Here is a 12,600-nt window from a genome sequence, read left to right as displayed (position 1 = left end):
ATCAGTCGGTTTGGGTCCAGTCTCCAGTAATAACCTTTCCTCCGCCCGGAGACGACCCCATGGACTTTAACGCCTACCAGAAAACCCTGGCCAGAGAACTCAGGGGGCGCGAATGCCCCTTCCCCCAGGCTGAATACGATCAGCGTCTCAAGCATCTCAGGGCCAGAATGGAGGCGGAGGGTGTCGGGGCATTGCTGCTGACCGATCCGTCCGATCTTTTCTACCTGACCGGCTACAGTACCTTCGAGGTTTCCGTTCACGTCGCGCTGGTGGTCACGGCCGAGTCCCTGATGCTACAGGTGCCGTCCATTGAAACCGGCCCTGCCATGATCACCACCCGGGTTGATAACGTCACTGGCTACCGCTGGGAGGGGATTGGTGATGTGCTTGACCCGCTTGCACAGGCCCTCAGTGGTCATGGAACAACCGTAGGTATCGACTACTGGCATGGCTCGTTGCGCCAGGGTGTTGTGGAAGGGTTAAAGCAGCGGCTGCCGGATACCCAATTCGTGGACGCCTCCGGCCTGGTGAAAAATATCCGCATCGTGAAATCGTCCGCGGAAATTGACTGCCTGAGGCAAAGTGCCCGCATTACCGGGCTGGGTATAGAAGCCGCTGTTTCAGCCATACAACCCGGCATGACCGACAACGACATCGCAGCCGTGGGCGCCGAAGCCCTGTTGGCCGGTGGTAGTGAATTCATGAGCATGCAGCCTATCGTGACCGTAGGGCAGCGAAGCAGCGTGATTCATACCAACCACAAGCGGTGCATGGTGGAGGATGGCGATACCGTCTTCCTGGAGTTCGGGGCGGTCTGGCAGCGTTATACGGCCCCGATGATGCGTACCGTCGTGGCTGGCCAGCCGTCCGCCAGGATGCGATCGGTATTCGACGGCTGCCGCCGCGTGGTGGATGCCCTGCAGTCCGCCATGGTACCGGGCAGGACCTTTGATTCCGCGGCCAGCGCCGCGGAACAGGCAATGGCGCCGCTGGCTGATGAGGTGTTTTTCTCCGGGGTGTTTGGCTACACCGTTGGTGCGCAGTTCCCCCCATCCTGGGTAGAAGGCTCGGGGTTTATTGCCCGCGGTGAATCCACGGTGTTTCGGCAAGGCATGGTATTTCACCTGCCGATCTGCCTGCGGATTCCGGGGCAGTGGGGTATTGGCTGCAGTGATACGGTGATGGTCGGCGAAACTGGAGCGGAACCGCTGACGTCCAACCCCTGGCGGCTCGACTGAGCGGCCCGGTCATTGGCCTGATGAATTGAGTGAGGCCTGCGGTCTGCTTTCGAAATAGTTGCTGTAACGTCCGTCGTCCCTGAACGTTTTCAGGCCCCGGTTGAATATCTCCCGCAGTCTCTCTGTTTCCGGTTCATCCGCCGGAAACAGCAGAAAGCTCTTGTTTTCGGAAATGGGTTCAGGGTGGTGGGTAATCTGGTGAGCCTCTTCCTGGTCGGTTTCCCGTCGGAGAATATAGTAGCCAACGTTGATTTCTTCCGGAAAGGCATCGATGCGTCCGTACAGCAGCCTGCGGAAATTGAGTTCTGTGGAGGCTACCCATTCCACGTCCAGAATCTCATTTTCAACAGCCCTGTCGAATTTCGGCCCGTAGCTGTAGCCGATGCTGGCCCCAAGGCGGAGGTTGGAAAGGTCTGCTATTTGGTCCCAATGGATGGGGGCAGCCTTTCGGTAAAAAAGCACGAAGCGTTCATTCATTACCGGGTCGCTGTAGACAAAGTCCTTTTCCCGGTCTGCAGCATACATCCAGATTGCAGTCGCATCATGTTTGCCTGCTGCGGCTTCCCGGTAGGCCCGTTTCCAGGGCAGGAAATGGAACTCCACCTCGTAGCCTGCCTCTGCAAAGATGTCACTGACCAACCGGGCAACACTACCTTGACCCGGCTCACCTTCCACAAAAAAGGGGGGCCAGTCGCCAACGCTGATACTCAGTTGCCGCTCATCATCATGCGCAAATGCGGGCGTCGACCATAAAACCACCAGTGCAACGATATGCGCAATTACTAACTTCATGAAGTTGCCTACAGCCAAGGATGCTACTGATAACAATTCTAGTTCAAATGGCGGAGGAGGTCACTCCAACCTGATCTCGCGCAGGTAGACGGTTTTTGGTTCCTCTAACCTGGAGACGAACAGGCCCAGCCGCCGGACACTTCCCATATCCATGGTGCGGCCAGCAGGTGCGTTTCTGACCCTATTCAGATCCAGCCGAAAGCTCTGTTCACCGGGAGGCAGCACCAGACGTGTGTTAAAGCGGTCATTGTAGGCGTTATCGCCGAGGTCATGTTCAACGTCATTGATTCGCAGAACCATCGGGAGGGGATGATCCTGGGGGTTGTGCAGCACTATGACCAGGTGGCTGTAATGGCGCCAGTCGCTCGGGAAGTTGTGCAGGGAGACGCCGGAGTAGCGGTCGGTGGTCAGGGATATCCGGAGTTGGCCTTCCTGGCCGTTCTCGTTGCTACCGGAAACGGGATCGATCGGTTCTTTCTGGATTGGCCCTTTCCAGAAAGGTGACGGGTCTGGCTGCTCGAAATCGTAGAGTGCCGGCAACAACTGGCTGACCCTGTATTGTTGCAGGGCGACCCCGGCTGTGGCGGTAACTTCTACAACCAGCAGTACGCCAACGATGATTCGCAGAGACCAGATGGCCAGCACAGAGTGCCCGGCGCACGATGCCAGCGGTCGTATCGCGATTACGGCCCATAGCCCGAGCAAATTACGGAAGATGTCCTGCCAGTCCATCTGGCGGCTGATCCCGTACTGGAGCACTTCTATGCCCAGGCCCACCAGGAGTACCGCCAGGGTGGTGAGACCCCACAGCAACCAGCCGGTCCAGATTCGCCAGGGTTGAACGGCAAGGGTCAGCAGGGCGAAGAACAGGATATGTCCGAGATTCCAGGCGGACTTGTACAGTGGCCCGTCGGTCCACCCGGGGCCACCAATGAAGAAGAAGGGGGTTATCAGGACCACGCCCGCCAAGGCCAGATATTGCCATATCGGGGCTTTGCGGGCGGGTCTGTCAACTGACAGGTTTACGCCCATCAGCTCCGGCTGGTGACTTCCAGCAGGTGGTAGCCGAACTGGGTCTTCACCGGACCGAGTACCTTGTTCACGTCACCGCTGAATACCACCTTGTCGAACTCCGGAACCATCTGGCCCGGGCCAAAGGAGCCCAGATCACCGCCGTTGCGGCCGGAAGGGCAGGAAGAGTGCTGCTTGGCCACTTCTGCGAAGTCCTGGCCGCCTTCGATGGCTTTCTTCAGTTCTTCGCATTTTGCTTCGCTGTCTACCAGGATGTGGCGTGCGGTTGCCTGTGTCATGACGTCTGTTTCCTTTATCGCGGGGATGAAGTGTGTGTTGGTATTACCGAGGCTGAAATGCTGCCCGCCCCGGGCCGCTGAGGCAAGCGCTTTTTATCCGTGTTTCTGCTGCCTCACGGTTTTGGCTGCAAACCTGTACAATGCCGGCTTTTCTTTTCCGGCTCTTACCCGGTATTCACTGTTAATAGGTTTCTTCTTGATTTCCACCGCGAACATTACCATGCAGTTCGGGGCCAAGCCCCTGTTTGAAAACGTATCCGTCAAATTCGGCAACGGCAACCGTTATGGTCTTATCGGCGCCAACGGCTGCGGCAAGTCCACCTTCATGAAAATCCTCGGGGGTGATCTGGAGCCTTCTGCCGGCCAGGTCATGGTGGACCAGAACCAGCGACTGGGCAAGCTGCGCCAGGACCAGTTCGCCTACGAGGACTGCACGGTGATCGATACCGTGATCATGGGCCACGAGGAGCTCTGGCGGGTGAAAGCCGAGCGGGACCGTATCTATTCACTGGCGGAAATGAGTGAAGAAGACGGCATGGCCGTGGCAGACCTGGAAGTCCAGTTTGCCGAGATGGACGGCTACACCGCTGATGCCCGTGCCGGCGAGTTGCTGCTCGGCCTGGACATTCCCCTGGAACAGCACAACGGCCCGATGAGTGCGATCGCGCCGGGCTGGAAGCTGCGTGTGCTGCTGGCCCAGGCACTGTTTTCCGACCCCGACATCCTGCTGTTGGACGAGCCCACCAACCACCTGGATATCAATACCATCCGCTGGCTGGAAAGCGTCCTGGTGGCACGGGACAGCACCATGATCATCATTTCCCACGACCGCCACTTCCTCAACAGTGTGTGCACCCACATGGCGGACCTGGATTATGGCGAGCTGAGGCTGTTCCCGGGCAACTACGACGAATACATGACTGCTGCTACCCAGGCCCGCGAGCGCATGCTGTCGGATAACGCCAAGAAGAAGGCCCAGATTGCCGAGCTGCAGCAGTTTGTCAGCCGCTTCTCTGCCAACGCCTCCAAGGCCAAGCAAGCCACCTCCCGTGCCCGTCAGATCGACAAGATCCAGCTTGAGGAAGTGAAACCTTCCAGCCGCGTGAGCCCGTTTATCCGCTTTGAGCAGACCAAGAAGCTGCATCGTCAGGCCGTCACTCTCAAGGATCTGACCAAAGGGTTTGATGGCGAAAACCTGTTCAACAAGCTCAACCTGAAGATTGAGGCCGGGGAGCGGGTGGCCATCATCGGTCCCAACGGCATCGGTAAAACTACCCTGATGCAGTGTCTGGCAGGCACCATGACCCCTGACAGCGGCGATGTTAAGTGGACGGACAGTGCCCAGGTTGGCTACTACGCCCAGGACCACACCTCCGATTTCGACGAGGACATGAACCTGACTGACTGGATGTCGCAATGGACCACCGGCGGTGAGCAATTGGTGCGTGGCACCCTGGGCCGCATGCTGTTTTCAGGGGATGATATTGGCAAGTCGGTGAAAGTGATTTCAGGCGGCGAGCAGGGCCGCATGCTGTTCGGCAAGCTGATCCTGGAAAAGCCCAACGTGATGCTGATGGACGAACCAACCAACCACCTGGACATGGAATCCATCGAGGCGCTGAACCTGGCCCTGGAGAACTACCCGGGCACGCTGGTGTTCGTCAGTCATGACCGGGAGTTTGTATCGTCGCTGGCCACACGCATCATTGAGCTGAAAGCCGATGGCATCACCGACTTCAGCGGCAGCTACGATGACTACCTGCGCAGCCAAGGCTACGTCTGATTCTACTGATCCAGTCGCGCCAGTAGGTCGTTGATGGCGCCCGCGAACTGCACCGGTGAATCTTCCTGGAGGAAGTGCCCGCCGGTCAGGGTGGTGTGGGGCTGGCCCTTGGCGCCGGGAATCCGTTCCTGCATGTAGCGATCGCCACCCCGGGTGATAGGGTCGCCGTTGCTGAACGTGGTCAGGAACGGTTTTTGCCACTGCTCCAGCACCTTCCAGGCCGCCCGATTGGATTCGCTGGCCGGGTTGTCCGGCTTCACCGGCACCAGTTTCGGGAAGGCGCGGGCACCGGCTTTGTATTTCTTGCCGGGGAATGGGGCGTCGTAGGCGCGACGCTCATCCGGACCGAGTGTTCGGAAACTGCCGGTGTTGATGATACGGGCAATGGGGAACCAGGGGCTGTAGAGGGCGAAGTTCTTCCATAACTGAAAAGCTTTTGGTACCGGCTGATCGCCGGTTGGCAGCATGCCGTTGCCCACGACGATGGCGCGGAACCGGTCCGGATTCTCGGCAGCCAGGCGCAGGCCCAGCAGCGAACCCCAGTCCTGGCAGACCAGGGTAATGTCCTGCAGACCGGTCTGGTCCAGGAACGATTGCATCCAGTCCATATGGCTCTGGTAGCTGTAAGCGTTGATATCCGTGGGCTTGTCCGACTTGCCAAAACCGATCAGGTCCGGGGCGATGACCCGATGCCCCGCAGCAGCGCAGATAGGGATCATGTGGCGGTAAAGGTATGACCAGGACGGCTCGCCGTGCATCATCAGCACAGGCCTGGCGTCTGCGGGCCCTTCGTCGACATAGTGCATGCGCAGACCATCGACCTCTACATAGTGTGGGTCGAAGGGATAGTCCAGAAGGCGTTCGAATCGTTCTTCAGGCGTTCTCACCACGTCCATTTTGTGTCTCCTGTACCGGTAATGGAATTATTGTAAGCTTGCTTAACATATCACGACTCGCCGTTGGCGTGTCGGTCCCTTTTTTCAGGTGCGGGAGTATCCACGTGGACCACGATTCGATTGCTGATGCCACCCACCGATGGGTGTCAGATGTGGTGGTTGGCCTGAATCTGTGCCCTTTCGCGCGCAGGGAGCTGGTGAAGGAGCGGGTTCGCTTTGAGGTCACTGATGCCAGCTCGGAAGAGGCTCTTCTGATAGCGCTGCAGAACGAGCTGGTGCATCTGAATGAGCACCCTGACATTGAGACAACGCTGCTGGTGCATCCCGACGTGCTGCAGGATTTTATGGCGTACAACGAATTTCTCGCCACCGCCGATGGCCTCATCGAGTACCTGGAACTGGACGGGATCTACCAGATCGCCAGCTTCCATCCAGACTACCAGTTTGGTGGCACCAATCCGGAAGATGCCGAAAACTACACCAATCGGTCGCCTTATCCGATGCTCCACCTGTTGCGGGAGGAAAGCCTTGAGCGCGCCATTGCCGGGTATCCGGGCGCGGAACTCATACCGGAGCAGAACATCGCATTGATGAACCGCCTGGGCGCCGATGAGATGCGCCGCAGGCTCTCCCGACTTTCAGTGATCAGTCCACCCGGGTCAGAGTGACATCAATGTTGCCACGGGTGGCGTTGGAGTAAGGGCACACCTTGTGGGCTTCATCGATCAACTGCTTAGCCTTGGCATCGTCCATGCCGGGCAGGGAGATTTTCAGTTCCACCTCGATCCCGAAACCACCGGGAATCTGGCCAATTCCGACCACACCTTCAATCGATGCGTCTTCCGGCATGGGCAGCTTGTCCCGTCCCGCCACAAACTTCATGGCACCGATAAAGCATGCGGAATAGCCCGCTGCAAACAACTGCTCCGGGTTGGTGCCCTTGTCCCCAGCGCCACCGAGTTCTTTCGGGGTTGCCAGTTCAACGTCAAGGATACCGTCCGAAGAGATGGCGCGACCATCACGGCCGCCGGTGGCTTCTGCTGAGGCACGGTATACAACCTGTTCAATAGACATGATTCTGTCTCTCCTTTCTGGCGCATTGCAGCGCATCGAGTTTAAAGGACTCTGATAGTGACTCTACGCAAACAATAATTGCACAAAATAATATTGTGCACAATGTATATTGAAGGGGTGTGCCGATCTTTTGAGTGGTTTTCCGCTTGCTGCCATTGGCAGGGTGCGGTTTGCTCCTTAAAGTAAAGGGATCGATCAACAGGTGTGAATGCGATGTCTGCTATCCAGAAGTCCGCCAAAGGTGTGACTATGCCGGCCAACGACCAGCCGCTGTTGCTACACTCCCCGGAGGAAGCCGGTACCATGCTGGCGGAGTTTATTCACCGGTACCCGGGCCTGGTGATACTGACCGGTGCCGGCGTCAGTACCGACTCTGGCATTCCCGACTACCGGGATGGCGACGGTGCCTGGAAGCGCAAACAGCCGGTGCAGCACAGTGATTTCATGGCGAGTACGGCCGTGCGCCAGCGTTATTGGGGGCGCAGCCTGATAGGCTGGCCGGTCATCCGCAATGCCAGGCCAAATATTGCCCATCATCACCTGACCGAACTGGAACAGCGCAACCACAGCCGTCTGCTTGTCACCCAGAACGTGGATCGCCTGCATCAGCAGGCCGGTAGCCGCCTGGTGACAGATCTGCACGGCAGGGCAGACGAAGTCATCTGCATGAGCTGTGGCTACCGCTGCAGGCGGGATGAAGTGCATGAGCGCTGCGCAGACATGAACCCGGGGTTTGGGCAATACACCGCGGGTGTCGCACCGGATGGCGATGCTGATCTTGAAGTGGACTTTTCTGATTTCCGTATCGCCGACTGCCCCTGTTGTGGTGGCATTCTCAAGCCCGATGTGGTGTTTTTCGGCGATTACGTGCCCAGAGACCGGGTGTACTCCGCGCTGGACACGCTCAAAGCCAGCGACGGCCTGCTGGTGATCGGGTCATCGCTGATGGTTTATTCCGGGTTCCGCTTTTGCCGATATGCCGGGGAATGGGGCAAGCCAATGGCTACCCTGAACCTGGGGCGCACCCGTGCAGACTCGCTGGTAGACCTGAAGCTTAACGCTGATATCAGCGAAACTCTGGCCGCTACCCTCTGCCAACTCTGATGCTTCGGCATCTACCTATACGCATCTGCCGCAAGTTTCATTAGCTTGCTTAGATGACAGCCACGACATATTGCTACCAGCTTCAGCCCGAAAAAGTTCGCGCAGAGTTTTTCCGGCTTCTCCCCATCTCGTTATTCGTGGTGGCATTTGGCGCTGCCTTCGGCCTGGCAGCTGTCCAGAAGGGACTCGAACCGCTGCAGGCGATCCTCATGAGCTTCACTGTCTTCGCCGGCGCCTCCCAGTTCGCTGCAGTGGATATGTGGGGCAGCGAAGTCTCCCTGATTCCTCTGATTGCCGTGGTGTTTGCCATCAACTCCCGGCATCTGCTGATGGGCGCCTCGCTGTACCCCATGCTCAGGGACATGTCTCCTGGTCGCCGATATGGCCTGCTGCTGTTCCTGACCGACGCCAACTGGGCGGTGTCTGCCCAGGAATACCAGAGCGGCAAACGCAACCTGGAAGTCATCCTCGGCGGCGGCCTCGCTCTCTGGATAGCGTGGATTATCGGAACCTGGCTCGGCGTGTATTTCGGCGGATTACTGCAGGACCCGAAGTCCCTTGGCCTGGATATGGTCCTCGGCTGTTTCCTGCTGGCCATGGCGCTAGGTGGTAAGAAATCGCCTCGAACACTGGTGGCATGGACAGTCGCCGCGATTTCTTCACTGGCCGCCTGGAAATGGTTGCCACCCAATACCCATGTGGTGGTTGGCGCACTAGCCGGAGGTGCTATCGGCTTCTTCTGGCTGGAAAGAAAAACCGGTGATGAAGATAAAGTGAGTGCCGAGGAGGAATCCTCAACATGACCATCGAAACGACTAACGCCGGCATCCTCGCCCTGATCGCAGTAATGACGCTTGTCACTGTGGTGACCCGCTTCGGCGGGGTGTTCCTCATGTCCTTCGTGACGATCAACCCCCGCATCGAAAGCTTCATCAACACCATGGCCAGCTCGGTGCTGATCGCGATTATCGTGCCAATGGCATTCAGCGGGGATGCTGGCTCGTTAGCGGCTCTCGTTGTTACGGCCGTTATTATGCTGGCAACCAAAAAGCCACTTCCGGCTATTGCGGCAGGTATTGCAGCAGCTGGGTTAGTCCGTTACTCAGGTATCACCGGATTCTAGCTCCAGTCACAGAGTCAGGCCGGGGCAGGGCAGGTCTCCCAAAATGTGCGGAGCCATGGATGGCGGAGCCCAAGCGTACATGGATGTATTCAAAGCGTTTTTTGGGAGACCTGCCCTGTCGCGGCCGTCTCGGAAGCAGCAGCATCAGGCTCCGGCATAGGATTCGTGTTGCGCAGTGCCAGCTCCCCAATGCCAGGCAGCTTGATGCCAAGGCCCATAGGATTGACTCCCAGGGTAAGCCCAAGGATGTTCAGTTCAAGCCCTTCCCGGACACCTGCCAGAACACCAAAGTAACCCCCCAGGGAAAGCTGATAACCGGTTCCGCCGGGTACCTCGGAAACAAGGCCATTGCCCAGGTAATCCTTGCCGATGGCATGGCTGGGCAGGGCTACATCCATCTCCGGAATCTGGCGGATAACCCAGGCAACGAAGGTATTGCTATTGGGGCCCGGCCACGCCTCATACGTCGTAGGATAGGGATATTGTTCAATAACGCCGCCAAGCTGCTCAATGATGCGCTGGGCCTGTCCCCCGCGAAAATCCGCAATCAATTCTGGTTTGGCTCCGAACCAGGCGCGGTCCGGGTGATCAGGCCTGGACTGGACCACATAGTGTCGCCACCCGGTCACCTCATGCACATAATAACTGCTGGCGCCGGCCTCCTTCGTGCTGATCCAGGTGTGCAATGAAAAATAGCCCCGCCAGTTGTAGGCGCGTGCACCATATACCTGCACCACAGCGCCTGTCTCCTGTTCGGGAGTCGGGGCCAGGCCCGCGCTGGACCGGTCCGCCGTGCGCCAGCTACCGGTGTCCTGAAAGCCGGCGCAGGCGGCCAGGAACAGTGGGCCGGCAAGTAATAGCGCCAGCGTCAGGAAAACACCTATAAAACAGCGTTTGATTCTTCTCATAGTGTTCCGGGCGGTAGTAGTGGGTAACGACCAGTTTACGACACAGGCAACCTCAGAGTTCATTTGATCCGGAAAGTTCCTGCACAGAAACCTTCCGTGTGTTTGCTGGTCCCAGTTTACTGGTATAGGCTGAAATGACAGGCATTCAAATGGTTTGCCTGATACACACGGCCTTAAGAAGCAGGAGGTGTCATGTCCGACCATCATGTTTACAAGAAGGTAGAGGTAGTTGGCTCTTCGACCAAGAGTATTGAAGAGGCCATCGAAAATGCGATTGCCGAATGCAGCAAGAACCTTCGGAACATTGAGTGGTTTGAAGTACAGGAAACCCGCGGTCATGTTACTGATGGCAAAGTCGGACACTATCAGGTTGTACTTAAAATTGGCTTCCGGATAGAAGGAAGCTGACATCCGGTGATCTGAACGAACCTCTTCATCTACATCTGGTAGAACCATGGGAGGAATTGTTATGGGCACTGGACCAAATGCTTTATTGCTCGTTGATGTTCAGAATGACTTCTGTGAAGGCGGCAGCCTGGCAGTTCCGGGCAGCGGTGAGATTTTCCCGGCCATCAATCAGTGGATCCGCAAAGCGCAAGAGTCAGATTGGCCGATTCTTGCCAGCCGTGACTGGCATACCGTTGACCACATCAGCTTTGAGGATCGCGGAGGCGCCTGGCCGGTCCACTGCGTTCAGGATACCCATGGGGCTGAATTTCACCCCAAAATGAACCTCCCCGATTCCGCCATCAGAGTCAGCAAGGGGACGGCCTTTGATACCGACGCCTATTCCGCGTTTGATGGCACCCAGCTGGACAGCTATCTCCGCCGGCACGGTATCCATCGTCTGTTTGTGGCCGGTCTGGCGCTCGATGTGTGCGTGGAAGCAACCGTGAAGGATGCACTCAAGCTCGGTTTTGAGGTTGAGCTCATTGCCGATGGTACTCGTGCGGTTGAGGCAGACGGAGCGCCGGCAGTCTTTGAAGAACTGAAAGAAGAGGGAGCTGACCTGTGCTGACACAACCCCCGCTTGTCAGGCAGGGCGACCTGCCACTGATGGTAGACCTGTACGAACTGGCCATGGCCCAGGCTTACTGGTCCGAGGGTATGGATGACACAGCGGTTTTCAGCCTGTTCTTTCGTGAACTCCCGGAGAACCGGAACTTCGTTCTTGCCTGTGGGCAGAGGAGCGTCGTGTCTGTTATTGAATCCCTCTGGTTTACGGGTGAACACATTGAGCGTCTGGCGTCTCTTGACCGGTTTCAGCCGGAGTTTCTGGACTGGCTGAGGGATTTCCGCTTCAGCGGCTCTGTTCATGCGGTTGCCGAAGGCACGCCCCTGTTTCCCCAGGAACCTCTGTTGGAGATTGAAGGGCCGATCGCCGAGGTTCAGCTGCTGGAAAGCCTGGTGATGAACTATGTGCACCTGGAGTCGGTACTGGCGTCCAAGGCAGTCCGGCTGGCACTCGCCGCGGAAGGGCGGCCGGTGATCGACTTTGGCATGCGCAGAACACATGGTCTGGATGCCGCGCACCGGGCGGTGAGGGCCTATCGTCTGGCCGGGCTGACGGGCACCAGCAATGTCCTGGCTGGCCTGGATTTCAATATGCCCGTTTACGGCACCATGGCCCACAGTTTTGTGCAGGCGTGTGCAGGCGAACTCGATGCGTTCAAGGTGTATGCGGATCTCTATCCGGGAACAACACTTCTGGTTGACACTTACGATACACGCTCCGCGGTCAGGCGAATTATCAGTTGGTTGCAGGACGACCCGAAGGTGAGCATCGGTGGTATCCGCCTGGATTCCGGCGACCTTGCTGCGGAAGCCGTGGACTGCCGGAACATGCTGGATGAAGCCGGCCTGACGGATATCAAGATAATGGCAAGTGGTGGCCTGGATGAATACCGGATTGCGGAGCTGCTTTCTTCCGGAGCACCCATTGACGGGTTCGGTGTCGGCACAGCGATTGGGGTGTCGAACGATGAGCCAGCGCTGGAACTTGCCTTCAAACTGACTGAATACGCCAGCCTTCCGCGGATGAAGAATTCTCCGGGGAAGCAGTCGTTCCCGGGCCCGAAACAGATATACCGGCGCTTGGGGCCTGACGGCTGTATCGTCCAGGACGTTGTAAGTGGCAGGGATGAAGTGTTCGACGGCACCCCGTTGTTGAAACCGGTGATGAAGCGGGGGCGGGTCATCGAGGATGCCATGGTGTCACTGGATGATCAGGTCCAGAACGCCAGCAACGCAATTGACACCCTGCCGAAGCGTATTCGCTCCCTTGCTCCCATTAGTGAAGTACCCGTCGTAATCAGTGACTTTCTGAAGGCGCTGCAGCGGGATACCCTGGAGAGGGTCAGAAGGGCCTGATT

The 12,600-nt window shown here is 57.7% G+C and carries 15 protein-coding genes; 9 read left to right on the top strand and 6 right to left on the bottom strand.

The genetic code is table 11. The annotated features are described in order from the left end of the window. Positions 1-59: 59 nt before the first annotated feature. Entirely contained in the window at positions 60-1,238 is a 1,179-nt protein-coding gene (locus tag FDP08_RS06965) for a M24 family metallopeptidase (RefSeq protein ID WP_137435266.1), read from the top strand. A gap of 9 nt (positions 1,239-1,247) precedes the next feature. On the opposite strand, the gene FDP08_RS06960 is transcribed toward FDP08_RS06965, so the two are convergent. From FDP08_RS06960 to FDP08_RS06950, 3 genes are read right to left on the bottom strand one after another with little or no spacing between them, the layout of a single operon-like run. Next, positions 1,248-2,030: a substrate-binding periplasmic protein gene (locus FDP08_RS06960; protein WP_137435265.1), complete on the bottom strand. Its 783-nt coding sequence runs from the start codon at positions 2,028-2,030 to the stop codon at positions 1,248-1,250. A gap of 60 nt (positions 2,031-2,090) precedes the next feature. Further along, positions 2,091-3,062, bottom strand: coding sequence for a succinyl-CoA synthetase subunit beta (locus tag FDP08_RS06955; protein WP_137435264.1), 972 nt, complete (start codon positions 3,060-3,062; stop codon positions 2,091-2,093). Further along, on the bottom strand, positions 3,062-3,340 hold the full coding sequence (locus FDP08_RS06950) for a peptidylprolyl isomerase (RefSeq protein ID WP_137435263.1): 279 nt from the start codon (positions 3,338-3,340) through the stop codon (positions 3,062-3,064). The genes FDP08_RS06955 and FDP08_RS06950 overlap by 1 nt, the downstream gene beginning before the upstream one ends. 196 nt (positions 3,341-3,536) lie before the next feature. Between FDP08_RS06950 and FDP08_RS06945 the strand changes: the two genes are divergently transcribed. Continuing rightward, positions 3,537-5,123, top strand: coding sequence for an ABC-F family ATPase (locus FDP08_RS06945; RefSeq protein ID WP_137435262.1), 1,587 nt, complete (start codon positions 3,537-3,539; stop codon positions 5,121-5,123). Positions 5,124-5,125: 2 nt separating this feature from the next. On the opposite strand, the gene FDP08_RS06940 is transcribed toward FDP08_RS06945, so the two are convergent. Beyond that, positions 5,126-6,019: a haloalkane dehalogenase gene (locus FDP08_RS06940; protein WP_137435261.1), complete on the bottom strand. Its 894-nt coding sequence runs from the start codon at positions 6,017-6,019 to the stop codon at positions 5,126-5,128. Positions 6,020-6,123: 104 nt separating this feature from the next. On the opposite strand from FDP08_RS06940, the gene FDP08_RS06935 reads away from it, so the two are divergent. Further along, positions 6,124-6,687 (top strand): DUF1415 domain-containing protein, encoded by a 564-nt coding sequence (locus tag FDP08_RS06935; RefSeq protein ID WP_137435260.1) that lies wholly within the window; start codon positions 6,124-6,126, stop codon positions 6,685-6,687. On the opposite strand, the gene FDP08_RS06930 is transcribed toward FDP08_RS06935, so the two are convergent. Then, positions 6,665-7,093: an organic hydroperoxide resistance protein gene (locus tag FDP08_RS06930; RefSeq protein WP_137435259.1), complete on the bottom strand. Its 429-nt coding sequence runs from the start codon at positions 7,091-7,093 to the stop codon at positions 6,665-6,667. The two genes, FDP08_RS06935 and FDP08_RS06930, sit on opposite strands and share 23 nt — an antisense overlap. Before the next feature lie 249 nt (positions 7,094-7,342). On the opposite strand from FDP08_RS06930, the gene FDP08_RS06925 reads away from it, so the two are divergent. Genes FDP08_RS06925 through FDP08_RS06915 form a run of 3 tightly spaced genes read left to right on the top strand, consistent with a single transcriptional unit; the run spans position 7,343 to position 9,320 of the window. Beyond that, entirely contained in the window at positions 7,343-8,197 is an 855-nt protein-coding gene (locus tag FDP08_RS06925) for an NAD-dependent protein deacetylase (protein WP_170979066.1), read from the top strand. Positions 8,198-8,250: 53 nt separating this feature from the next. Continuing rightward, entirely contained in the window at positions 8,251-9,000 is a 750-nt protein-coding gene (locus FDP08_RS06920) for an AzlC family ABC transporter permease (RefSeq protein ID WP_137435257.1), read from the top strand. Continuing rightward, on the top strand, positions 8,997-9,320 hold the full coding sequence (locus FDP08_RS06915; RefSeq protein ID WP_137435256.1) for an AzlD family protein: 324 nt from the start codon (positions 8,997-8,999) through the stop codon (positions 9,318-9,320). The genes FDP08_RS06920 and FDP08_RS06915 overlap by 4 nt, the downstream gene beginning before the upstream one ends. 89 nt (positions 9,321-9,409) lie before the next feature. On the opposite strand, the gene FDP08_RS06910 is transcribed toward FDP08_RS06915, so the two are convergent. Next, positions 9,410-10,228 (bottom strand): DUF3750 domain-containing protein, encoded by an 819-nt coding sequence (locus FDP08_RS06910; RefSeq protein WP_137435255.1) that lies wholly within the window; start codon positions 10,226-10,228, stop codon positions 9,410-9,412. Between the two features lie 192 nt (positions 10,229-10,420). Here FDP08_RS06910 and FDP08_RS06905 point away from each other — a divergent pair, with 192 nt between their 5' ends. The 3 genes from FDP08_RS06905 to FDP08_RS06895 all read left to right on the top strand — a co-directional run bounded on the left by FDP08_RS06905 (position 10,421) and on the right by FDP08_RS06895 (position 12,598). Next, positions 10,421-10,636, top strand: coding sequence for a dodecin (locus FDP08_RS06905; protein ID WP_137435254.1), 216 nt, complete (start codon positions 10,421-10,423; stop codon positions 10,634-10,636). A gap of 61 nt (positions 10,637-10,697) precedes the next feature. Next, positions 10,698-11,246 carry an isochorismatase family protein gene (locus FDP08_RS06900; RefSeq protein WP_206077271.1) on the top strand — a complete coding sequence of 183 codons (549 nt, stop codon included), beginning with the start codon at positions 10,698-10,700 and terminating at the stop codon, positions 11,244-11,246. Then, positions 11,240-12,598: a nicotinate phosphoribosyltransferase gene (locus FDP08_RS06895; protein WP_228263248.1), complete on the top strand. Its 1,359-nt coding sequence runs from the start codon at positions 11,240-11,242 to the stop codon at positions 12,596-12,598. The genes FDP08_RS06900 and FDP08_RS06895 overlap by 7 nt, the downstream gene beginning before the upstream one ends. The last annotated feature ends 2 nt before the right edge of the window (positions 12,599-12,600 follow it).

The organism is Marinobacter panjinensis (assembly GCF_005298175.1).
Lineage (GTDB): Bacteria > Pseudomonadota > Gammaproteobacteria > Pseudomonadales > Oleiphilaceae > Marinobacter > Marinobacter panjinensis.
Note: the sequence above shows the minus strand (reverse complement) of the source record. Positions and strands in the feature narration are given on the sequence as shown.

Coding starts and splice junctions, on each gene's coding strand:
- FDP08_RS06965 (WP_137435266.1), top strand. CDS start 60: ATGGACTTTAACGCCTACCAGAAAACCCTGGCCAGAGAACTCAGGGGG.
- FDP08_RS06960 (WP_137435265.1), bottom strand. CDS start 2,030: ATGAAGTTAGTAATTGCGCATATCGTTGCACTGGTGGTTTTATGGTCG.
- FDP08_RS06955 (WP_137435264.1), bottom strand. CDS start 3,062: ATGGGCGTAAACCTGTCAGTTGACAGACCCGCCCGCAAAGCCCCGATA.
- FDP08_RS06950 (WP_137435263.1), bottom strand. CDS start 3,340: ATGACACAGGCAACCGCACGCCACATCCTGGTAGACAGCGAAGCAAAA.
- FDP08_RS06940 (WP_137435261.1), bottom strand. CDS start 6,019: ATGGACGTGGTGAGAACGCCTGAAGAACGATTCGAACGCCTTCTGGAC.
- FDP08_RS06930 (WP_137435259.1), bottom strand. CDS start 7,093: ATGTCTATTGAACAGGTTGTATACCGTGCCTCAGCAGAAGCCACCGGC.
- FDP08_RS06925 (WP_170979066.1), top strand. CDS start 7,343: ATGCCGGCCAACGACCAGCCGCTGTTGCTACACTCCCCGGAGGAAGCC.
- FDP08_RS06920 (WP_137435257.1), top strand. CDS start 8,251: ATGACAGCCACGACATATTGCTACCAGCTTCAGCCCGAAAAAGTTCGC.
- FDP08_RS06915 (WP_137435256.1), top strand. CDS start 8,997: ATGACCATCGAAACGACTAACGCCGGCATCCTCGCCCTGATCGCAGTA.
- FDP08_RS06910 (WP_137435255.1), bottom strand. CDS start 10,228: ATGAGAAGAATCAAACGCTGTTTTATAGGTGTTTTCCTGACGCTGGCG.
- FDP08_RS06905 (WP_137435254.1), top strand. CDS start 10,421: ATGTCCGACCATCATGTTTACAAGAAGGTAGAGGTAGTTGGCTCTTCG.
- FDP08_RS06900 (WP_206077271.1), top strand. CDS start 10,698: ATGGGCACTGGACCAAATGCTTTATTGCTCGTTGATGTTCAGAATGAC.